Raw genomic sequence first — 22474 nt, forward strand, 5'->3', positions numbered from 1 at the left:
CTTGATATGTGGGTGATCTTCGGATCGCCGGCGCCTGTACTTTGCAGGTGTCCGTCTCGCTGAGGAGGCGCTGTATGTCAGCTCTGTCGTTGAGGTTCGTGCCGGCCGACGAGCGGTTGCCGAGTTCGGCCCCGGCCAGGTTCGACGAGCCGTTGCTGGATGACTTCGTGGATTTCCTGGCGGGCAGGTCGCGACCGAACTCCGTGCTCGCCGCGATCTATGACCTGAAGGTCTTCTTCACCGTGGTGGACAAGCCGGTCGCGCAGGTCACGAGCAGGGACGTGCTCGCGTTCATTACCGCCCAACGGGCCGGGCTGAAGAAGTTGCCGACGATCGGCCCGGTGCTGCCGGTGGTCGGGGTCGACGGCTCGCCCGCCTCGGGCGGGGTGTCCTTGCGGACGGTCCGGCGGCGCCTGTCGACGATCAGCGCGCTGTACGCCTTCCTGAGCGTGCGCGGTGATGTGGCCCGCAACCCGGTACCGCGGGGGCTGCCGACCCGGCGCGAACGCAACCGTCCCCGTCAGGGTGTGCCTTTGGTGCGGGCACCTCGGACGCTGCCGCGGATCCTGGCACCGGTGGAGGTCGACGCCCTCGTCGCGGCGCTGCGTACCCACCGGGACCGGGCCATGGTCGCGGCGATGCTGCTGGGCGGGCTGCGCCGCTGCGAGGTCCTGGGCCTGCGGCTGGAGGACCTGCGACCCGGTGAGCGGCGTGTGTTCGTGGCCGACGGCAAGGGCGGGCACCAGCGGTACGTGCCGATCGCGCCCGCGTTCTTCGTCCACCTCGCCGCCTACCTGAACACCGAACGGCCCGCCGAGGCCGGCACGGGCCAGGACGACGGCGGCACCGACCGCGTCTTCGTCTGCCTCAAACGGCCCCGGCGCGGACACCCGTTGAGCGCGGACGGCCTGGACGAGATCCTCGAGGGCGCCCGGCGCCGTGCCGGGCTGGACCGGGCGACCTGTCACCAGCTGCGCCACACCTGCCTGACCCGGCTGCGGACCGCGGGCATGCCGCTGGAAGCGGTGCAGGCACAGGCCGGGCACGCCTCGATCGAGTCCACCCGGATCTACCTGCACCTGGGCCAGGACTGGCTCGCCACCCAGTACCGCACCGCCTCGGAGGTCATCGACGCGCAGGTCTTCGCCATCGACCCACCGCTGTCACCACCACCGACCCCGGTCCGGGTCTTCACCAGCATCTCCGGCCGTCCCGGACCTGCGCTGCCCGGGGGGTCCTCATGAGGCGCGGACGCCGGCGGCTGCGCCCGCCCAACCCGTACGCGGCGATCCCGTTCGCGACCTGGGAGCAGCTGACCGAGGCCGTCCCGGACATCGTCGACGTCATGGTCCGCTACCTCGAGCAGATCGCCTGCATCCTGCGCCCGGGCAGCGTGCACAACACCGACCAGTGCTTGCGGGCCTTCGCGACCTACCTGATCCAGTGCCACCCGCAGGTGCGCACGGTCGCGGCGATCGGCCGTCCCCAGATCGAAGGCTACAAACCCTGGCTGCTGGCCCGCCCGGGACAGAACAAACCGACCCTGGCCCCGGCCACCAGCGCCCACCGGCTCGGGGTGCTGCGGATGTTCTTCATGCGCATCGACGAGTGGGGATGGCCCGAGGCCCCGTCCCGGGTGCCGATGTTCCACGGCGACATCCCCGTCCAGGACCACGCCCTGCCCAAGGCCCTGGACGACCCCTCCGCCTCCGCGCTGCTGCGCGCCGCCCAGGCCGACAGACGCCAGCTCATCGGCCTGACCGTGGAGGTCCTGCTGCGCACCGGCCTGCGCGTCGGGGAGTACTGCTCCCTGAGGTCCGACGCCGTCGTCCTCATCGGAGACACCTACTGGCTCCACGTGCCGGTCGGCAAGCTCCACGAGGACCGCTACCTGCCCCTGCACCCCCACCTGGTCGAGCTCATCGGCGCCTACCGGGCCGCGCACGTCACCCCTGGGCACGAGCTGCTCATCCCCTACGAGAACGGCCGCCAGCTCGACCGGCACGCCGTCACCCGGTTCATCAACAAGGCCGGCGCGGCCGCCGGGCTGGGCCACATCAACCCGCACCGACTACGGCACACCCTGGCCACCCAGGCCATCAACCGAGGCATGTCGCTGGAGGCGATCGCCGCGATGCTCGGCCACAAGTCCCTGGACATGACCCTGGTCTACGCCAAGATCGCCAACCGCACCGTCGCCCAGGAGTACTTCGCCGTCGCCGCCAAGGTCGACGCCCTCTACGCCCACCCCGCCAGGCTCCCGGCCGAGGACCTCGGACCCAACATGGCCCGCCTCAACCGCGAGCACCACCGCCTCCTGGGCAACGGCTACTGCACCCGCCCCACGGTCATGGACTGCGAGTACGAGAGCATCTGCGAGTCCTGCACCTTCTTCCAGACCACCATCGCGTTCCGCCCCGCACTCCTCGCCCAACGCGCCGACGCCTGCGCCAAGGGACAGACCCGCCGCGCCGCGATCTACGACCAGCTCATCACCAGCCTCGACACCACCGAGGCCTCTTGACAACGATCACCCACATAACGCCGATGTGCGGATGTTGACCGAAGCCACTCTGAACCGCCGGATCCTCGGATACTTAGCGAGTTCTAGCGGCGTCGAGATCTGCCTTAGTCAGGACCGAGATGGTGCTCAGGCCGATCTCGTGGAGTGCGTTCTGGCCGGGCTCGGAGCGGTCGATCACGCACACCACATCCTGGACCGCCCCGCCGAGCTCGCGCAGTGACACAGCGGCTTTCCGGACAGCTCCGCCGGTGGTAATGATGTCTTCGATCAAGGTCACCCGCCGGCCTGCGAAGTCGCCACCCTCGGCGATCTTGCAGGTGCCGTAGGTCTTGGCTTCCTTGCGAATGAAGATGACTGGGAGCCCGGTCAGAGCGCTGAGCCGGGTAGCGATCGGGATGCCACCCAGCTCGAGCCCCCCGAGCACTTCCGTGTCGCCAGGCAGGAAAGTCGCCATGGCTTCGGTCACTCTGCCCAGCAGCACGGGTCGGTCTCGAAACGGTACTTGTCGAAGTACTCGGGCGAGGTGAGTCCGCTGCGCAGCGTGAATTCTCCCTGGATGCGGCATACGGCGTCGATGGCGGCGGCCAGCTCACGGGCATCGGTCCTCATGGACCCTGATCCTGCCATCGCCCCAATCCACACCACTGGCCCCGGTGCGCACGCGCCCGAGGGATCTACGTTGATGGGTCGTCGGAGTCAAGCCGGCTGAAGACGACCAGGTCGACAGGCCCTGCGTGTGTTATCCCCGCCTGCCGCAAGACCCCTTCCTCGGTGAATCCGGCCGCCCGTGCCGTGCACAGAGAGGCGTCGTTGCCGGCGGCGGCCCGTAGCTCGATCCGTTTCATGCCCTGTGCCAGCGCCCACGTCGACAAGAGCTGGGTGCACCGGGCGGCCAGACCCTGACCGCGCCCCCAGGGGGCGACCATGTAACTGATCTCAACCGACGGCACTCTCCAGTCGGCCTTGCGGAGGTCGATCGTTCCATGGAAGCGGCCCCCAACGGTGATGGCACGGACGAGCCCTGCTCCCGACTCCAGCTGCGCAGGCGCCCACTCCTCGATGAACCAGCGTGCATGGGCGTCCAGGTACGGGCTGGGCAGCGGCAGCCAGCGCTGAACATCAGGGTCGTTGCAGGTCTGGACGAGGTCACCGACATCGTCAGCCCGTAGACCGCGAAGAACAAAACCCCCGCCCGGCACCTCCACGTCGTCAAATCCGCCCATGGACGTAGCCTCCCAGACACGCGCACATTTGCCGCTGGTCGCTTCTGGTGGCCGGGCTTCGTCCTTGCCCTGCGGTCCTAGCGGAATCGCTCCGACGAGTTCTGTTCACGTAGCGCTTGTAGCTCCTCGTCGAGGAATCGACCAAGGACAGCGACCCGTTGATCCACATAGCCCAGCCGTTCGTAGAACTTGATGACGGCAGTGTTGTCAGCACGCACCATGAGCTGCAGCTTTGGTATGCCCTGCTCGCGTGGCCATGACTCAGCAGCGTTCATCAGGGCACGCCCAATCCCGGCTTCACGATGGCCGGGCTGGACGGCCAGGTAGTACACCCAGCCACGATGACCGTCCTGCCCCGCCATCACCGTGCCGAGAAGCTGCCCGTCCGTCACCGCCGCGAGAACCGTGGACGACGGGCCCTCGAGGGCACGCCCCAGATCGGCGCCTGGATCGTTCCACGGACGGGTCAGTCCGCAGTCGCGCCACAGCTGTACCGCATCGTGTTCCAGCTCGGACGGGAGAGGAGTGATCAGCATGCGGTTGAGTCTCTCTTACAGGCCGAGTCGCGAACGCGCGGTACTGCCGCACTGAGCCTCGATCCGCCGATGTGATTGGTGACCAAGCCGGGTCGTAACGCACGAATGCCCCTGTGACCTGGGGCGATGGGACTTGCGACAGTTCCATTCGACCAGATAACAGGAGCACCCGATAGTGCGAGTCTGCCACAACATCTCCGCCGTTTTCGATGACCCGAACCTGATCGGCACCGCCGGGTTGGTCCCGGTGATGGGCCTGGCCGAGAAGGCCGGGCTGCCCGACCTGGTCGCCGGGCACGTCACCGTGGCCGGCTCGGCCGGCGCCAACGCCGACCTCAAGATCGGCTCGCTGGTCGCGGGCATGATCGCCGGCGCGGACAGCATCCAGGACATGGACCTGGTGCGCCACGGCGGGATGGGTCGGGTCTTCACCGGGCACCGGGCCCCGACCACGCTAGGCACCCACCTGCGCGCTTACACCTTCGGCCACCTCCGCCAGCTGGACGCCGTCGCCTCCCGTGTCCTGGTGAACCTGGCCGCCATCGTCCCGGGCCTGCTGGCCGGTGCCCAGGCGGTCGCCTACCTCGACGTCGACGACACGATCCGCGCCACCCACGGCTACGCCAAGCAGGGCACCGGGTACGGCTACACCGGCATCAAGGGCCTGAACGTGCAGGTCGCGACCCTGTCCACCCCCACCAGCGCACCGGTGCTCGCAGCCACGAGGCTGCGCAAGGGCAACAGCTCCTCCGCGCACGGCGCGCCACGGCTGATCGGTGACGCGCTGGCCACGGCGAGAAAGGCCGGCGCGACCGGTTCGGTCACGGTGCGCGCGGACTCCGCCTACTACAACCACGCCGTGGTCGCCGCGGCCCGCCGGGCCAAGGCGAGGTTCTCCCTGACCGCCCGGATGGACCCGGCCGTGACCGCGGCGATCTCCCGCATCCCCGAGCAGGCGTGGGTGGACATCAGGTACACCGACGCGATCTGGGACGAACAAGAGCAACGGTGGATCTCCGATGCGCAGGTCGCCGAGATCTCCTACACCGCGTTCACCTCCCGCAAGAAGTCCGAGCACGTCACCGCCCGACTGATCGTGCGCCGCGTCAAGCGCCTCAACCCCCAGGCCGTCAGGGCCGGGCAGGACGAGCTGTTCGCGACCTACCGTCACCACGCCGTGTTCACCGACTCCCCGCTGACCATGCTCGAGGCCGAGGCCTCCCACCGCGACCACGCGATCGTCGAGCAGGTCATCGCAGACCTGAAGGCAGGTCCGCTCGCCCACGCACCATCAGGGTCCTTCTGCGCCAACGGTGCCTGGACCGTGCTGGCCGCGATCGCGTTCAACCTGACCCGCGCCGCCGGCGTCCTGGCCTCGGCCGCCCACGCCCGAGCCCGCCCGGCCACGATCCGGGACCAGCTGATCAAGATCCCCGCCCGCATCGCTAACCGCGCCAGGCGACTCCACCTGCACCTGCCCACGAACTGGCCCTGGCAGGACGCCTGGCAAGGCCTCTTCAACACCGCCTACGCCCCCTCCTGACCCCCGCTCTCTGCCCCTTCGAGGAACAACCCACGTGGAAAAGCCGGGCAGACCGGCGAACTCCCCCTGCCCCGAACCCGGACCCACCCCTCCTGCCGCCCTCCAACATCCCGGACGACGCTCACAAAACCCGCTCGGCGGATCGAGGCTCAGAGGGAGCACGGCTAGTCTCGGCCGGCACCCGGTCGTGCCGCGTGCAGGGCGCGCCGTGTAGTGCGCATTCGTCCTTCCCATCTCGCATGGAGCCTGGCACCTTCGGCGAAGGGGCCGTCTCGGTGTCCTGTCGAGCGGCCGGCTTACGGACCGTTCGGAGAACCACCGCGTGCTTTGCGCAACGTCACTCCGGCTGTGCGGGGTCGTCCGAGTCCTCCGTATGCGCAGCGCCGGTGTGCCGGGCCGACTGCACGTCCGTCCGGTCGACGACTTCGACCGTGGGGTAGTTCGGCACCCACATCAGGTCGTGGATGTCCTGGATGGGGTTGGTCAGCGTGCGGCGGGCGATGCCATCCTCCTGCGCGGCCTGCGCGACGCGCACCGCCACCGCCGCCGAAACGGCGCGCAACTGCCGCATCGAGGGCAGGACCGCACTGCCCGGCCGCCGGGCGGTGGTCATCTCAGCCACCGCCTGGGCGGCGGCGGTGATCATCCTGTCGCTCACCGCGCTCGCGCGGGCGGCAACGGTGCCTAAGCCGATCCCGGGGAAGACCAGCGCGTTGTTGGCCTGGGCGATCTCATAGGTGACCCCATCATGGACCACCGGGGCGAAGGGCGAGCCGGTCGCGATGAGGGCCTGCCCGTCGGTCCAGGACAGCAGGTCCTCCGGCAGCGCCTCGGCCTTGGACGTCGGGTTGGACAGCGGCATGATCACCGGTCGCTCGCAGGAGTCGGTCATCAGCCGCACGATCTCCTCGGTAAACGCCCCGGCCTGCGCCGAGGTGCCGATGAGGATGGTCGGTCTGACGTTCCGGACGACGTCCGCCAAGTCGTAGCGGCCCGCCGCGGTGACCCAGTGGTCGACCTCACCGGCCGGGCGGGCATACCGCTCCTGGAAGTTTCGCATGGGGTGCCCGGTGCGCAGGAGCCCTCGGCTGCCGAGGCCCCAGAATCGCCGTTCCGCCTCCTCGCGGCTCAGGCCCTCGGAGACCATGATGTCGCGCATCAGGTCCGCAATACCGATGCCGGCGGTGCCCGCCCCGTGCACCACGACACGCTGTTCGCTGAGCAGCTTACCCTTGGTGCGGACCGCCCCGAGCGCTGCGGCGGCGACCACCGCGGCTGTGCCCTGGATGTCGTCGTTGAAGGAGCAGTGCTCCTCGCGGTAGGTTTCCAGCAGCCGGTGCGCGTTGTCGGCACCGAAGTCCTCCCAGTGCAACAGCGACGCCGGGAAGTGCTCCTTGACTTTCGCAACGAACAGGGCGAGGAAGTCGTCATACCGCTGCCCCCGGACCCGTGCGTACCGGCCCCCCAAGTAGGCGGGGTCGTTCAGCAGCCGGGGGTTGTCCGTGCCGACGTCCAGCACGACCGGCATGGCCCGCAGTGGGTGGATGCCGGCCGCGGTCGTGTAGACGGCTAGCTTGCCCACAGCGATCCGGATGCCTCCGACGCCCTGGTCTCCGATACCGAGGATGCCCTCGGAGTCGGTCACCACGACGAGGTCTACGTCGTCGGCGCCCTGGCCGTTGGCCCGGAAGGCGTCGTCGATGCCGGCCGGGTCCTCGATGGACAGGTAGATCCCGCGCGGACGGTCGAAGGTGGAGCTGAACTGCTGGATGGCGAGGCCGACCGTGGGGGTGTAGATAATCGGCAGCATCTCGTCGATGTGCTCGGCCACGAGCCGGTAGAACAGGATCTCGTTGAGGTCCTGTAACTGATTGAGGAACACGTACTTGCTGAGCGCGTCAGGCTGGCTGGAGAACTGCTGGTAGACCCGCTTGAGCTGCTCGTTCATGCTGTTGACGGCTGGCGGCAGCAGGCCGGTAAGGCCCAGCGCCCGCCGCTGCTCGAGCGTATAACCAGGTCCGAAGTTCAGCATCGGGCGCGCCAGCACCTGGCGGCCGCGCACGGCGATCTGGACGGTCTCGCGGCCGTCGACGGTGCGGTACTGGTACTGGCGCCCCATGTTCAGACCGCCATGAATACTGTCGGGCACCTCGGCATCTCAGAACCTTCCACGTCCGTGCCGGAATCGTTCGGCTGGATCCACATCTTGGGCAAGACCTTGTTCCTCAGCGAGTTCAGCAATGCTTCGCCCAGTGATCAATGACTGCTCCACCAGTGCTGCGGCCGCCTTGTATCCCATCGTTGGGACCAGTTCGGTCGCCCTGGCGGTGACAGTTTTTTCCTGACTGCGGAGGAACTTCTCGTTGGGGGAGATGCCCTCAACGCACCGTTGCCGAAGAATTCTCACCCCATTTTCCATCAATTCAAAAGCTTGCAGAAGCGTATGTGCGATCACTGGCTCAAACGCATTAAGCTGCAGTTGTCCATTCTCTGCCGCCAAAGTCACTGTCAAATCAGCTGCCACAACTATAAACACGACTTGATTCATCATCTCTGGGATGACCGGATTGACTTTCCCTGGCATAATGGACGAGCCCGCCTGGCGTGGCGGTAGGAGTATCTCTTGAAGCCCCGCTTGAGGGCCACTTGACAATAGGCGGAGGTCATTGCAAATTTTAGTCAGTTTAATGGCGGAACGCTTCAGAATGCCCGAGACCTGCATGAATACGCCGGTGTCCCAACTGGCTTCGATGAGGTCTATAGCAGGTTCGATCGGTAGGGCGGTGACGGCGCGGAGGTGTTTGATAACGACCTCTTGGTAACGGGGGTGTGCGGTTATTCCGGTGCCGATTGCGGTGGCACCCAGGTTGCACTCAAGAAGCAGTGGGATAGCCTCTTCTAGCCGGTCACAGTCCTCGAAAATGGTGTTTCCAAATGCAGCAAACTCTTGGCCCAAGGTCATTGGCACCGCATCTTGAAGTTGAGTGCGGCCAATTTTCTGGATGTCTTTGAATGCCTCCGATCTCTCCAGAAATGCATCAGCCAAACTGGAGAGTTCCTGAACCATCTTTTGGATTGCGAGCACAATCGCCAGGCGCACGGCAGTCGGGTACACATCATTGGTGGACTGACACTTGTTGACGTGCTCGATCGGGTGGACAATATCGTGCCGCCCAAGGGGATGCCCCATCTTCCGCAAAGCGGCGTTGGCGATAACCTCGTTGGCATTCATGTTTGTCGAGGTGCCCGCACCGCCTTGAATGACATCCACGGGGAACTCGTCGTCCCAAGCACCAGCGGCGACGTCACGAGCAGCCTCGATGATGGCCGTCCCGACTGGCTTTTTGAGGAGCCCCAATTCAGTGTTAGCTGCGGCTGCAGCTTCCTTCACACACCCTAGGGAGTGGATTAGACCGCGGTACCGACCGATACGGATCCCACTGATGGGAAAGTTTTCAATGGCACGTTGGGTGTGCGCGCCCCAGAGCGCCTCAGCAGGGACCTCAATCGGTCCAAGCGAGTCGTGATCTGTGCGTGTGGGGGGATCGGCTGCGGGGCCACTGCTTCGTGACGAGACTGTGGAAAATCTCCGGTCGGTCACTGTGTCCTCTTTTCGCAGATATCAACCGCGCTTGTGTGGGAGTGTGGGTCACTTTTGGGCCGCTCGTCTCTAGTTCTGGTGGCCGTTCATCTGTTCGAGCGTGAAGAGTGATTCAGTCCAGACACCAATGTCCTGAAGTGCATGGCCTGGTCGGGGACTGCGATCGATGGCACACACGGCGGTCGATACGTTCGCGTGGTGATGCCGGAGCGCCACGGCAGCGGCGCGCACAGACCCGCCGCTCGTGATGATGTCCTCGATGACCGTGACCACCACGTTCTCGACTGGCGCGCCTTCGATAAGACGACCAGTGCCGTACCCCTTTGCCTCCTTGCGGATGAAGGCTACTGGTAGATCGGTGATCTGTGAGATGAGGGTGCCCAGGGGGATCCCCCCCATCTCTAGTGCTCCCAGGACTTGGGTATTAGGTGGAACCAGGTCGGCCATGGCTTCAGCGACACGTCTGTGTAGGCGGGGGTCGGCTTCGAAGGAGTACTTGTCGAAGTACTCGTCAAGGACCTGCCCTGACCGAAGCCGGAACGTCCCTGTGAGCCTGCACGCCTTGTTGAGATCGGCAGCCAGTGACATCGGACGGAACCCCCTGAAGGAGACGTGGTGGTCGCGAACCTCTTGTGGGGGTTCGAGTGCGCAGCAGTATGCCACACTTCCGTACGGGCGAAGTTGTTACCGGCCCATGGAAGTGAAGAGGGAGCGACAGGAGGCGTTGCGATCCGGTCAGGCGACTAGGAGGGCGCTGAACAAGGCGCGATCCAACCGTGGGTTCAGCATGAGGGGGCGGTCGGCGTTAAGTCCTGCAGAGTGCAGAGCCGGGATGATCAGTGGGTCAGGTGCACTACCTCGGCGGTCGCAGGCTCGGGGCATGCGGTAGGACGGGCCGCTAATGACGACGGTGGTGGCGTGGTGCACGAGCCGGTCGACTTGGACCCGGCGGTGGTGTGCTCGGACCGTGAAGCGTCCCCAGCCTTCGAAGGAGTGGTGGGAGGCCATGCCGAGAGAGCGGCGTTTCGTAGGCGGCGGCGAAGAAGCGGAAGAGCAGTGGACGCCGGCGCCGTCCAACGGGGCGAACCGATCTCGTCGCCGAGGAGGAGGTCGTCGCGCAGCAGGGCCTCGATCGCCCTGCAGACGGTTCGTCGGCCAGGCCGCGGTGGAGCGTCTCGATGAGGTCGGCCGTGGTCACATATCCCACCCGGTGACTGCGGCGTGCCCCGGCGCGATGAGGGTGTGGGACTCGTGGGTGCCGGCGGGCCGAAGAACGCGATGCTCTCCTTGGCCCGGACCCCCTCTAGGCTCGCGAGGTAGGGCTAGGGCGGCGCCGGGGTCGAGGAGCCGGCCAGGTCGAAGCCCTCGATCGTCTTGAGCACGGGAAGCCGGCTGCCTTGAGCCGGGTGCGTTCCATTGGAGCCGTGGCCGTGCGGCGATCTCGGCCTGGACCAAGTCCCCAGCACCCCTTCGGGGGAACGACCGCTAGGTCTGGCCGTGACGAGCAGCCCGCGGGCGAGCTGGCCCGTCGCGGCCAGTGCGGGCGGTCAGAGCGTTGAGCTCGGCCAACTGGGGACCGAGCCGGGTGTGCCCGGTGCCCGCAGCGCCGGCGACAAACGCCGCGGCGGCGGGGCCGAGCTCGCAGAACGCCTGCTCCGCCGCCGTGCGCGGGCGGATCGCCCGCACCCGTGTCGCTGGGCGGGGGCAGGTGGTAGACCTTCCGCACGTCCTCCATGCTTGCCACGAACCCTCCGCTGGCCTGCGTGGGATGGTCCAGCCCTTGTTCAGGTGAGGACGAAACCCCCCTATTGATGACCCGCCCGATGATGGTTGGTCCAGATCGGAATCCCATCGGTCAGCCCCACGTGTTCGCCAACAGCTTGCCGCCACCACTGCTCGTACCGGCCGGGGGCGTGGTGCACCCCAGGGCGATAACCCCCTGGCCGCCACCTCACCGGCACCTTCGGTGCCACCCGGCGGCGTCGCCCGCCTGCGGGGGCAAATGACGGTGCCTCGGCTCGGTTCGATATCACAGAAAATCACGAATTCCCAGAGCCTGTAGATCTAACTGCGCCGCCCACCCCTTCCTTCGGATGAAGTACGTGACCACCTCCACGGTTCAGTTCGGTGACGAGGTCCACGCCAGGTCCTCCCTACGGCCGAAGCCTTGACATCGCGTCAAGTCACCAGTAGTTTGACTGACATTCACGACACAGAAGTCGTTTCCGCCACATGGAAGTGAGCGAACCGTGCTAGTGCAGCACACCAGCATCCTTCAGTCGCACCTCGGGGCGCACCTGCCGAACCTCATCATGCCTGGCCACCGTTGTCCCGACCCTCATCTGCCGCGCGTAGTTCTTGCTACCCACGGTCCCCAGCGCGGTCTTAACAGCCTTCCCCGGGATTCGATCTGGCAATCACGTCCACCAAGGCATTCTCCCCGACAACACGTCAGTCGCCCGCTTCGTGCGAGAGGCAAAGTCAATGCAGTTCAATCTGGAGAACGAGGAGTGAGGCAAAAAAATGCATAATCTCGCCGGTGCAGAAGTAGTTGCCGAAAGCGTCTGCAAGACGTTTCGTACTAAGGGCGGCCAACCCGTCCAAGCGCTTCGCGATGTCTCGTTCCGAGTAAACGGGGGAGAATTTCTGTCGATTGTGGGTCCGAGCGGTTGCGGCAAGAGCACACTTCTTATGATGATCGCCGGTTTGGAGTCACTGACGACGGGGCACCTTGCGATCGATGGTAACTCGGTAAAGGGCCCTAGCGAGGTTCTCGGGGTGGCTTTTCAGCGGGACAATCTATTTCACTGGAGGACTGTCCTGGGAAATGTCATGGCACAAATCGACCTGAGGGGATGGAAGAGATCCAAGTGGGAAGACCGAGCGCGAAACCTGATACATATGGTGGGCTTGGAAGGCTTCGAAAACTCCTACCCAAGCCAATTGTCAGGGGGCATGAGGCAGCGGGTCGCGCTCTGTAGGGCTCTCCTGCATGAGCCGCAAATGCTCCTACTAGATGAACCCTTCGGCGCGGTCGATGCATTGACTCGGGAGCAACTTAACGTCGACGTTGCGACGATCTGCGCGTCTGCGGGCGTAACCACACTCTTGGTGACTCACGACATCAATGAGGCAGTTTTTATGGGAAATCGAGTGATGGTTCTGGCACCACGACCTGGGAGAGTCGCGGGAATCGTTGATGTGCCGACCTTCACACCTCGGACATCGGAGTTCCGAGTGACGCCAGAGTTTCTAAACGTTTCGGCCGACGTGCGAGCCATGCTTGAGGGGAGTACGCCTACGCCGACAGCCGCGTGGTCGCCGGACCGCAACGGCAGGCGGCAGGAAGACCACCACAACTCGCAATTGGGGAGCGGTAATGAGCAGTCTTGAGAGTGCAGCAGAAATTCAACGAGCTGAGATGCCCGAGCAGAGCCTGACGGAGCGTCTCGGTGACTCCAGAACCGTCCAAATAGGCCTTGTTCTCGGGACTCTCGCAGCAGTGATAGTCGTCTGGCACCTTGGTGTGTTGCTCTTGGATGTGAGAGAATTTGTTCTGCCGTCGCCTTTAGCCGTGGGACGCTCACTGATCGACTCTTGGGGCCTGCTTTTACCACATGCCTATATAACGTTGCAAGAGACGATATACGGATTCGTCATTGCAGTCTTGGTGGGGGTGCCGTTAGCTGCTGGAATCGCCATGTCACCCTTGATCGAGCGGGTGGTGAATCCGCTCCTCGTCCTAAGTAACGCCGTGCCCAAGATCGCCCTTGCACCCTTGTTCCTGGCATGGTTCGGTTTGGACAGCACGCCGCGAGTATTGATCGCTGCCCTGTTGGCAATCTTCCCAGTGGTAATCAACACGGTCGTGGGCCTCGTGGAGATTGAGCCCGGACTCATTCTTCTTGCACGATCCACGAGGGCAGGGCAACGAAGAACGTTTTGGCGAGTCCGGTTTCCTGCTGCTTTGCCGAACATCATGAGCGGGATGAAATTGGGCATTACCCTATCATTGACTGGAGCGGTAGTGGGTCAGTTCTTGGGCGGGAACGGTGGACTGGGCTACGTGATCACCAATGCGCAGGGGAACCTGCAGCTCGACGTAGCCTTCGCATCCATCGTACTTCTTTCTGTCATGGGTATAGCCCTCTTCTATTTGGTTGAGTTTGTTGAAAAAATGATGATCCGGAAGTAATCCATGGAGTTGCAGTTCCACATCCTAGAGAGAGAAGAATCATGACACAGACAGACTGGTCCAGGGGCCGGGCTCTTGCCGTGGTCGTTGCGCCGTTGGTGGCAACGGTGGCGTTCGTTGCAGGTTGCACTCCAGGGGCCGAGCAGGGCGCTCCACTGGATGACGACTCAACTGGTCCGCCAGCGGTCGCCCAGGATCTGACGATGTTGACAGACTTCGTGGCCAACGGTGTTCACGCACCTCTTTGGTATGGCGTCGACGAAGGGTTTTACGAGGATGAAGGCATCAATCTGGACATTGTCTACGGTACGGGATCAGCTACGACGTCGCAGCAGGTAGCGGCCGGGCAGGTGCATATGGGAGACGCTTTCAGCGCCACGTTTATTCAGGCGGTGGATTCGGGAGCCCCCCTCGTCGCTGTGGGAATGTATCGGGCCGACGCCGGCTTCGCCTTCTTCTGCGACGAAGAGTTGGGGCTCGAAAGCATCGAGGATCTGTCAGGTCATTCTATAATCCTGCCTCCAGGGACGGTCCAGGCATCACTGTACGAAGGAGCGCTTCGGGCAGCTAGTGTTGAGCCTGACTCGGTGGAGCCCGTGGCGGTTGAGGCTAAGACATCGCTATCCATCTATGCCAGCGGGAGAGCGGATTGCATCGCTACCACCCTTGGGGATGCCCCGACGTTCCAAGAAATCCGCCCGAGCGACGCCTTCACCTGGCAGGAGGCCGGTTTCAATCTTGCTGGCTTCCCCTTTATTGTCAACAACGACTTCTTTGAGTCGGACAAGGATCTCATTGAGAGGTTTTTGCGCGCCACATACAAGAGCATCAGCGCTGCCTTAGAAGAGCCAGATGCAGCGTTGGAGGCCTACTTGGAGCATAACCCGTCTGCAGACCGGGACTTGACCGCCAAGCAGTGGCTGGACGTGTCTGTCAAGGTCTTCTGCACCGTGGACATGGTCGAGTCGGAGGAGGTTATCGGCGCGCAGAATTCGGAGGCGTGGGACACGACCTATGAAGCTGTGAAGGAGTTCCAGGGCCTCACGGGTGAGGACATCTCTGTTGAGAATCTGTTCACGAACGAGTTCGTCGAGGATGCGTCCATTTCGGGCACGGTCTGCAGTCCAGAAATGGCCAACATGTGATCGGCGATCTCACCCTAGAAAATAGTGTCCGCGCAGTCGAAGAGAGTAGGTCATGCAATGACGGTCCAGGACACAAGCACTTTCCAGTCACTCGGGGTCGACTTAGGAGGGCTGCAGTTGTCGAACCCCATCATGCCTGCCTCCGGTTGCTTTGGCCCTCAGATGGCGAGCGTGGTTGATACCAGCGGTCTCGGTGCGGTGGTGACGAAGACGGTGTTCCCCGATGTTCGCTCCGGCAACCCTGCCCATCGATTGGGAGAGACTCCTGGAGGCATGATTAATGCAGTCGGGATCCCGAGCCCGGGGTTGCCCGGGCTCCGCACGACAGTGCTTCCCGACTACTGCGCTTTAGGCCCCCCCGTCATAGTAAGCATCGGGGGCCTGACGGTCGAGGAGTACGTGCGGATGGCCGCCGGGCTGGCCGAACTTGTCGCAAGTGAGTACCGTTTCGCGGCAGTCGCAGCTGTGGAGGTCAATCTCTCATGCCCCAACCTCGAGCATGGGGGGCTCGAGATGGGCTCAGTCCCGGAACGAGTCGCAGAAGTCGTGAACCGCGTTGGTGAACAGACGGATCTGCCCGTATTCGCCAAGTTGACGCCCAACGTAACGGATATCGCTGCCTTGGCACGGGCCGCGGAAGCCGCAGGGGCGCACGGCCTCACCGTAGCAAACACGTTTGTGGGGCTCGTGATCGATGTACATAGGCGACGACCGGTCCTCGGAAATGTCACCGGAGGCGTGAGCGGTCCAGCGATGAAACCCCTCGCCCTCCGTGCCGTGCACCAGGCCTCTCGCGCGGTCGAGATCCCCGTCATCGGATGCGGTGGAATCGCCACCGCGTCCGACGTCCTCGAGTTCTACCTCGCGGGCGCATCTGCGGTGCAAGTCGGAACCGCCAACTTCACACGCCCAGACACAATGAATCGTATCCTGGACGAGCTTCCGAAACTCCTTTCGGAACTCGATGTCCTTCACATCTCGGATCTGAAGGGGGCAATGGATACTCCGGCCGCTGTCGATCTCGGCGAGACGAAAGATCCCGAGCTGGATCTCCCTATAACCGAGCCCGGACGGCCTGCTTCACCGGGGGAAGGGAACAACCGCAGGGCAGGGAGGGCGCCGGGCTGGGTGGAGGCTCAGCCTATACCGAGCGAATCGTAACCGCACAGGGAAGGTAAGAAATGCAATTGATTACCCGCATTGCGAGCATCCTGAAGTACCTTGCGAGTCGCCCAGACGGGGCAACCCTTCTGCAGATCACGGTCGAATTGGGGCTTCCCATGTCGACGCTTCACCGATTATTGGCATCCTTGGAGGATGAGCATTTCGTGACACGCGTGGGGAAGGTTTACGTCCTCGGGCCGGACGCTATAGGACTGTCTCGCGGCATTCGGTATACAGCCCAAGTGGCAAAGAGGCACTTGCATGCGCTGACATCGGAAACCGGCGAGACAACCTTCCTAACGGAGTTTCTCGGAGAACGGGCCGTCTGCGTGGCGATCTCGGATGGCCCGGGGTCACTACGACTGTTCGTTCGTGTTGGTGAAGCTATGCCACTCCACGCGGCTGCCTCGGCACGCGCCATACTGGCGTTCCGTCCGGACGAAGAGGTGCAGGCGCTGCTGTCGGCTTCGCCCATGACGATGTTCACTCCTAAAACACCTGTTACGGTCGAGGAGGTCGCGGAGGATCTGTCGATGGTACGAAGGATGGGATATGATCTCTGCGACGAGGAGTTGGACCCTGCCGTGGTGGCGATTAGTGCGCCGGTCTTCGATGCGCACAACGAGGTGATCGCTAGCGTGACGGTGGCTGCGCCCAAGACGCGATGCCATGGTGAGCGACGCACGGATACAATTGACGCCCTCATGAGACATACAGGCGCAATCTGTAGAGAACTTGGTCATCTTCCTATGAATGTCGATACTCCTACGGCTGCTGGTGAGGTCAGCTGATGAGGCACGAACTGATAGAATTTCCAAAGAGGGACGGATTACCGATGGGTGGCCTTTGCAGCGAAGTTGGGCGGGACATAGTTGCGGCCTCGTACCGCAGAGGCGATTTTGTTCTGCCGTCGGGTGAGCACAGCAAGTTCTACTTCGACACGTACCTGTTCGAAACAAAGCCAACAATCCTTCGGCGGATTGCGGACAGGATCGCCATGGAACTTCCATCCCGGGTTGACCGTGTCGCTGGCACAGACGGTGGAGGGGTCGCTTTGGCGACGGCTGTGTCCTTAGCTACCGGGCTCCCTTTCGTGATCATACGGCCGACCAAGGAGTTCCAGGTAAGGGGGGAGCTGTACAAAGGAGAGCGAGTAGCTGTCCTTACGGACGTCGTCGACTCTGGAGAGCACGCCACCGCAGCCGCGACGAGGGTGAGCGCCGCAGGTGCGGAGGTAGTTGTGGTTATATCTGTGATCGATCGTGATGCGGGTGCCCCCCGCCGGCTCAGGTCCGCTGGATTGCAGTACCGTTCCTTGTATCGACTGCAGGATCTCGGCATTGATGAGGAGCAGTGGAATGGCTGAAATGAACAGAGCGGGCATGGATCTAGAGACCGCGCTTGAGAACGGTGGCATAAGCATGCCCAAGCTATGGGAGCGGCCGTCCCGTCACTTCGAAGCCCACCTGGACCCGTCGGGTGCCGAGTTGCTCGGTTCCAGCCTGGCGAAAGCGGCACAGGGGACTCGCCCAACCGCTGTCATGGTCTGGTACGACCATGAGCAGTCCGTTCTGGGACACATCGTCGCGCGGGAATTGTCGGCGCGCGTGATTCAGGCTTACGAAGCATCTGGCGTGCTCGGGGTTGAAGGTTCGTTGAGGGCGACCGATCGGGTTCTGATAGTGGGTGACTACTTCAGTAGCGGCCCGGAACTCCAGCAGATGCAGGCGCTGATCAGGAATCATGGGGCGCAATCCATAGGCATCGCGACGCTAATTGGAGGCTCTGCACTTCCCGAGACGGGCGATATCCCGGTCATGTCCCTAGTATGGGAATACCATGAATGAGCGCAGGCGAGGTGCCACAGAGAAGCCAGTGGCCGACCCGGCACGGATCACTGAACTTATCGCAAGTATCGCAGCGATCAACGACACACCCGCGGATCAAGGCATCACTCGTATCGGCTTCACGCCGAGCGAAAAAAGGGCGCACAAACAGTTCAGTGACTGGCTATGCGATATAGGGTTGACGGTGCGAAGCGACGAAGTTGGTAATACCATCGCTGAAAAAGTCGGCCTACAGTCGCTTCCCGCAATCGGCACCGGCTCGCATCTTGATAGTGTGCCTGGAGGTGGCCGTTTCGACGGGATTGCGGGGGTTGTCGCGGCGGTCCATGTGGCTGAGCTTCTCGTCAGGCACGAGATACCGCATAGGCACCCGCTGCGGTTCGTCGCGTTCGTCTGTGAAGAAGGTGCTCGTTTCGGACAAGCCTGTGTTGGAAGCAAAGCCGCTGGTGGTCATTGGAGCTATGAGGCCCTGCAAGGAATTCGAGATTCGAATGGGATCAGTATCGCGGATGCAATCCAGCGTTCTGGGGGGTGTCCAAGCGATGTAGTGCGTGCCATTTGGCAGAAGAGCGACTGGGCGGCCTTTCTGGAACTCCATGTCGAACAGGGCGGGCAGCTGGAAGAGTCCGGCGTAGACATTGGCCTCGTGGACCTGATTTCAGGGAGCACACGATTCGAGCTTGTCCTGGAGGGCGTAGCGTCACATACGGGTAGCACTCCCATGCACTTGCGCGCCGATGCCCTTACGGCAGCAGCACAAGTGATCCTGCTGGCCGAAGGAATCGCCAATGACGGGCGTCACCGCGGGACACGCGTGACCGTTGGCAAGGTGGATGTGCATCCGGGCAGCATTACTACCATTCCCGGACGAGTCTCTCTATGGGTCGACGTCCGAGACATTGACAGCGGACGGCAACGGTTGATCGCTGACGAGATCGTGCGACAGGCTCGAGCCGTGTGTGACGCTCGCAGGGTAGCTCTGACACCTAGGCTCCTCAGCGACGCATCCCCAGTGGTTCTACCCGCCTGGCTGCGCGATGTCACAACGACGGCAGCTGACCAGCGCGGCAGGTCCTACCGTGTGATGTACAGCGGTGCGAGCCACGACAGTCAGATGGTGGCTGCTGTCGCGCCGGCAGCCATGATATTTGTGCCTAGTAGAGGTGGATTGAGCCATGTCCCCGAGGAGTGGACGAGCGCTAACGAGATCGCGCGAGGAGTAGAAGTGCTGCTAGATAGCATCATGGCCCTAGACAAGCTAGGAGAAAGCGGTGATTGCAGTGTCTGAACTTCCGTCCGGACTCATACCCGGCCTTTCGACCATTGGAGAGCCAGATCGCCCCCTACCAACGTTGGCCCGATCGCAGATTGTTCTCCAGGAACATCTAGGTGACAGGTACTGGAAGTTAGTTTTGTCTGCTCCGCAGATCGCTGCTGTGGCTGCACCAGGACAGTTTGTGATGGTGACCCTTCCCGAATCGATGGATGTGGCGCCAACGCTACCCCGGCCAATGGCAATCTATTCAGCGGACCCCGACGCTGGAGAAATCGTCCTAGTTTACGGAACATTGGGCAATGGAACAAGGCGCATGTCGCGTTGGACTCCCTCATCACGAGAACCCGTGGTCCTCGTGGGGCCCTTGGGCCAAGGGTTTACCCTTCAGGACGGTACACGACATCTCCTCCTTCTCGGCCGGGGTATCGGAACTTGCTCCCTTGTCCCTGCGGCTGGACTCGCGGTTCGGCGTGGCGTCTCCGTTACAGCGGTCGACAGTGCAAGGAGCGAGGAAGCTCTCGTTGTGGGGGGCGCCTACGATGAGATCGGCGCGACTCGGTGGGCGGTGACCGACGCTGATGGCTCGTCGGATGCCATCATTCTGGAGAAGCGACTCATCCGGACATTCAATGACACGGGCCCCGAGCAGATTGCTGTGTGTGGGTCAACTCGGCTCGCGGAGCTCGCTCGGAGGTTAGGAGCGCGGTGGGGTTCTCGGGTGGAAGTGTCGATTGAAGCTCATATGGCATGTGGATTGGGCTACTGTCATGGCTGCTCTCGAGGAGACCGCACGGCGTCGTCTGAAACGCCCCTAGTCTGCTGTGACGGGCCGACATTCCTGCTCAACACACGAGAGAACATATCCGGTGGTATCAAATGAAGCATCGACCCTACGTATTGCGCAACGTTAGCATCGAGGGCGCCAATCCTCGCGACGTCGCCGTGGCAGAGGGCGCGTATGTGCGGTTGGACGCACTCGGCCACGACGCTGACCAGATTGACTGCAAAGGATTGATTCTTCTTCCGGGCCTGGTCGATCTGCACACTCACCTCCGTGACCCGGGCGACGGGAGGGCAGAGACCATGGAGAGTGGCACCCGCGCTGCAGCAGCAGGCGGATATACCACAGTATTTGCGATGGCAAACACTACTCCCGTGGCCGACTCCGTCGAAGTAGTTGAGCGCGTGGTCGGTTCGGCTGCATCGACAAACTGTGAAGTTCGGCCCGTTGGGGCGCTCACGAAAGGGCTTGAGGGGCGAGAACTTGCAGACATCAGGGGCATGGCCTCGTCTCGGGCTCAGGTCACGTGGTTCTCGGATGACGGGCACTGTCTTTCAGACAGCGCACTGATGAGAGAGGCCCTGATAATGGTTCGAGACGTGGACGGGACGCTCGCACAGCATGCCCAGGATCCGAATCTCACCCGTGGCGCCCAGATCAACGATGGCGCTGCCATGGCGAAGAAGTTGGACCTACCAGGATGGCCACCCATGGCAGAAGAGGTGATTATTGCCCGCGATGCCATTATGGCACACCATCTCGGCAGTCGTGTTCACGTCTGTCATGTGTCTACTGAGGGGTCGATGGAAGTCGTGCGATGGGCTAAGGAGCAAGGCTTTCCAATTACTGCCGAAGTTGCGCCTCATCATTTGACACTGACGGACGAAAGCGCAGGGGAGGATCCAGCGTTCAAGGTGAATCCCCCCTTACGCAGTGCCCGAGATGTTGCAGCCGTCACGAAGGGGCTTATGGACGGCGTGATTGACGTGGTCGCGACCGATCACGCACCTCATCCGGACTCGGAAAAAGGGAGGTGTTGGTCCGCAGCACCCATGGGGATGCTGGGCCTGGAAACCGCTCTTCCGATCATGAGTGAGTTCGTGGCTGCCGGCACTCTTTCGTGGAGTCAACTTGCCGATAGGATGTGTCGCACACCTGCGAGGCTTGGCAAGTTGGATGACGATCGCCGCAATCCAGGCGGTCCGGGAAAACCTGCAACGTTTTGCCTGATAGATCCCAATGATCCATGGACTCTTCGGGCCGAGAATCTGCAAAGCAGAGGTCATAATACTCCATATGATAGACGGCGATTCCCGGCTCGCGTAATGTTCACTGCGCGTGAAGGACGGGGAGTGTTCGACGAACTTGCGAAACGAGGCTCTGTTCGAGGGGGCCCGAGGTAACTGTTTCCGCCAGGAATATGACCCCTCAGCATGGATGAACGGGGTTCAACGCCTCTACTTCAGCCCGATTGTCCGGTCTGCCCAGTTGCGGTGGGATAGCGGCCTGACCCGCCGGGTGGTTGCGGTCCTGGACGATGGGCCAGCCTACGGGGTGCTCTGGCGGGTAAGATGCTGCTCGAATCCTTCTGCGACAACTCGGATATGCTCGTGGGCTCGAGTCGAAGTCTGTGACGCGCAGGATATTGGGCCCTGCAACTTTGACCTGACTCGGTTCCCTGAGCCCTGAGGACGGCCACGCTCGTCCGAATCTGCCGCAGGTCGCTGCCTCGGACGAGGGCGGGTATCGCCCTGTGGGCGCTACGGTTTGTGGGATGTGGGCGACCCTGGAGACCTGGCTCCTCGGCGACGGCGAGGTACCTGAGCTGTGCATCGGCGAGGTGTTGCCTCACAAGGGGCTGCGACTGAGCTGCGACACGTTCGGACCTAGCGCAGAGACGACCACAGGCGCGTGGACCGCAGGGGCGGCAACGGAGGGTGACATCACCCACCGACTGCGAGGCGTCGTGGTCGCCGCCTGGCGGCAGGCGGCTGTGATCGACATCGGCGAGTGTCTGGTCCTGCTCGAGCCGGCCGCCGTCCGCTCGGTACAGACCGCGGATGGTCACGAAGCGCTGGAGCGGTACTCCGCCGACTTCAAGACCCCGTCCCTCGGGGCGATGGGTGAAGCGGTCGGTCGGCTTGAAGTCGTGCCCGACTATGAGTGGGAAGCATTCCACCAGCTCGACGTGCGCCGTGACTGGCGACTCACGGATGTAATGCTGATCGACCGCCAGCCCGTCTTTCACGTGCGCCCAATGGCGCAACTCGACATCACGGCTGACCGCAACCCCAGCAGCTGTTACCTGGTCGATCTCGAACCGGCACAGAAGGTGGTGTCCTCCAGAGAGCCCGCCGAGCCGAGTGCAGAGAACTACGCGATCGAGGCAGTCGTGCTCGAGTGGCACCCGGAGGAAGGATGGGGCGTCGTGGACTCCCAGCAGACCCCGGGTGGATGCTGGGTCCACTGCAGCCACATCCACGCGACCGGGTACCGAGAACTCGTCCCCGGACAGACCGTCGCGCTCGAGTTCGAGCCTGCAGACCAGGACGGCCTCACCTACCGAGCCGTGACCATCAAGCCTCTCTAGAAACGCACGGATCTGCCGTCCGTGCCTGCCGCAGCCCGACTCGTTGTCG

Annotated in this window: 21 protein-coding genes; 14 read left to right on the forward strand and 7 right to left on the reverse strand. The window is 63.1% G+C overall.

The window, feature by feature from the left end:
- Positions 1-47 precede the first annotated feature (47 nt).
- Positions 48-1244, forward strand: coding sequence for a tyrosine-type recombinase/integrase (locus ACQ95T_RS10830; RefSeq protein WP_431472918.1), 1197 nt, complete (start codon positions 48-50; stop codon positions 1242-1244).
- On the forward strand, positions 1241-2524 hold the full coding sequence (locus tag ACQ95T_RS10835; protein ID WP_425943852.1) for a tyrosine-type recombinase/integrase: 1284 nt from the start codon (positions 1241-1243) through the stop codon (positions 2522-2524). The genes ACQ95T_RS10830 and ACQ95T_RS10835 overlap by 4 nt, the downstream gene beginning before the upstream one ends.
- A gap of 73 nt (positions 2525-2597) precedes the next feature.
- On the opposite strand, the gene ACQ95T_RS10840 is transcribed toward ACQ95T_RS10835, so the two are convergent.
- The 4 genes from ACQ95T_RS10840 to ACQ95T_RS10855 all read right to left on the reverse strand — a co-directional run bounded on the left by ACQ95T_RS10840 (position 2598) and on the right by ACQ95T_RS10855 (position 4283).
- Complete coding sequence (locus tag ACQ95T_RS10840) at positions 2598-3005, reverse strand: orotate phosphoribosyltransferase (RefSeq protein WP_425943850.1); 408 nt, start codon at positions 3003-3005, stop codon at positions 2598-2600.
- The gene (locus ACQ95T_RS10845) at positions 2987-3133 is read right to left on the reverse strand and encodes a hypothetical protein (protein ID WP_425943848.1); all 147 of its coding nucleotides are present in this window, start codon (positions 3131-3133) and stop codon (positions 2987-2989) included. The genes ACQ95T_RS10840 and ACQ95T_RS10845 overlap by 19 nt, the downstream gene beginning before the upstream one ends.
- Positions 3134-3198: 65 nt before the next feature.
- Positions 3199-3747 carry a GNAT family N-acetyltransferase gene (locus tag ACQ95T_RS10850; RefSeq protein WP_425943846.1) on the reverse strand — a complete coding sequence of 183 codons (549 nt, stop codon included), beginning with the start codon at positions 3745-3747 and terminating at the stop codon, positions 3199-3201.
- Positions 3748-3824: 77 nt separating this feature from the next.
- Positions 3825-4283, reverse strand: coding sequence for a GNAT family acetyltransferase (locus tag ACQ95T_RS10855; protein WP_425943844.1), 459 nt, complete (start codon positions 4281-4283; stop codon positions 3825-3827).
- A gap of 175 nt (positions 4284-4458) precedes the next feature.
- On the opposite strand from ACQ95T_RS10855, the gene ACQ95T_RS10860 reads away from it, so the two are divergent.
- Positions 4459-5826 carry an IS1380 family transposase gene (locus ACQ95T_RS10860; protein ID WP_425943842.1) on the forward strand — a complete coding sequence of 456 codons (1368 nt, stop codon included), beginning with the start codon at positions 4459-4461 and terminating at the stop codon, positions 5824-5826.
- A gap of 337 nt (positions 5827-6163) precedes the next feature.
- Here ACQ95T_RS10860 and ACQ95T_RS10865 read toward each other — a convergent pair whose 3' ends face one another.
- The 3 genes from ACQ95T_RS10865 to ACQ95T_RS10875 form a co-directional block, all read right to left on the reverse strand.
- A complete protein-coding gene (locus ACQ95T_RS10865; RefSeq protein ID WP_431472919.1) occupies positions 6164-7888 on the reverse strand; it encodes an NAD-dependent malic enzyme in 1725 nt (574 codons plus the stop codon).
- Between the two features lie 96 nt (positions 7889-7984).
- A complete protein-coding gene (locus ACQ95T_RS10870; RefSeq protein WP_425943838.1) occupies positions 7985-9427 on the reverse strand; it encodes an aspartate ammonia-lyase in 1443 nt (480 codons plus the stop codon).
- 69 nt (positions 9428-9496) lie between these two features.
- Complete coding sequence (locus tag ACQ95T_RS10875; RefSeq protein WP_425943836.1) at positions 9497-10015, reverse strand: orotate phosphoribosyltransferase; 519 nt, start codon at positions 10013-10015, stop codon at positions 9497-9499.
- A gap of 1935 nt (positions 10016-11950) precedes the next feature.
- Here ACQ95T_RS10875 and ACQ95T_RS10880 point away from each other — a divergent pair.
- The 11 genes from ACQ95T_RS10880 (at position 11951) to ACQ95T_RS10930 (ending at position 22425) form a co-directional block, all read left to right on the forward strand.
- Positions 11951-12820, forward strand: coding sequence for an ABC transporter ATP-binding protein (locus tag ACQ95T_RS10880; RefSeq protein ID WP_425943834.1), 870 nt, complete (start codon positions 11951-11953; stop codon positions 12818-12820).
- 28 nt (positions 12821-12848) lie between these two features.
- Positions 12849-13622 carry an ABC transporter permease gene (locus tag ACQ95T_RS10885; RefSeq protein ID WP_425943832.1) on the forward strand — a complete coding sequence of 258 codons (774 nt, stop codon included), beginning with the start codon at positions 12849-12851 and terminating at the stop codon, positions 13620-13622.
- Positions 13623-13825: 203 nt separating this feature from the next.
- The gene (locus tag ACQ95T_RS10890) at positions 13826-14767 is read left to right on the forward strand and encodes an ABC transporter substrate-binding protein (RefSeq protein ID WP_425943830.1); all 942 of its coding nucleotides are present in this window, start codon (positions 13826-13828) and stop codon (positions 14765-14767) included.
- A gap of 57 nt (positions 14768-14824) precedes the next feature.
- On the forward strand, positions 14825-15928 hold the full coding sequence (locus ACQ95T_RS10895; protein ID WP_425943828.1) for a dihydroorotate dehydrogenase: 1104 nt from the start codon (positions 14825-14827) through the stop codon (positions 15926-15928).
- A gap of 20 nt (positions 15929-15948) precedes the next feature.
- A complete protein-coding gene (locus ACQ95T_RS10900; protein ID WP_425943826.1) occupies positions 15949-16722 on the forward strand; it encodes an IclR family transcriptional regulator in 774 nt (257 codons plus the stop codon).
- A complete protein-coding gene (locus ACQ95T_RS10905; RefSeq protein ID WP_425943824.1) occupies positions 16722-17297 on the forward strand; it encodes an orotate phosphoribosyltransferase in 576 nt (191 codons plus the stop codon). Before ACQ95T_RS10900 ends, ACQ95T_RS10905 begins: the two co-directional genes overlap by 1 nt.
- Entirely contained in the window at positions 17290-17778 is a 489-nt protein-coding gene (locus ACQ95T_RS10910) for a hypothetical protein (protein ID WP_425943822.1), read from the forward strand. The genes ACQ95T_RS10905 and ACQ95T_RS10910 overlap by 8 nt, the downstream gene beginning before the upstream one ends.
- Before the next feature lie 28 nt (positions 17779-17806).
- Positions 17807-19066, forward strand: coding sequence for a Zn-dependent hydrolase (locus ACQ95T_RS10915; protein WP_431472920.1), 1260 nt, complete (start codon positions 17807-17809; stop codon positions 19064-19066).
- Between the two features lie 730 nt (positions 19067-19796).
- Positions 19797-19934, forward strand: a complete 138-nt coding sequence (locus ACQ95T_RS10920; protein WP_431473822.1) for a hypothetical protein — start codon at positions 19797-19799, stop codon at positions 19932-19934.
- A complete protein-coding gene (locus tag ACQ95T_RS10925; protein WP_425943816.1) occupies positions 19931-21238 on the forward strand; it encodes a dihydroorotase in 1308 nt (435 codons plus the stop codon). Before ACQ95T_RS10920 ends, ACQ95T_RS10925 begins: the two co-directional genes overlap by 4 nt.
- Before the next feature lie 371 nt (positions 21239-21609).
- The gene (locus tag ACQ95T_RS10930; protein WP_425943814.1) at positions 21610-22425 is read left to right on the forward strand and encodes a hypothetical protein; all 816 of its coding nucleotides are present in this window, start codon (positions 21610-21612) and stop codon (positions 22423-22425) included.
- Positions 22426-22474 lie beyond the last annotated feature (49 nt).

The organism is Ornithinimicrobium carbonis, from assembly GCF_050703245.1.
Classification (GTDB): Bacteria; Actinomycetota; Actinomycetes; order Actinomycetales; family Dermatophilaceae; genus Ornithinicoccus.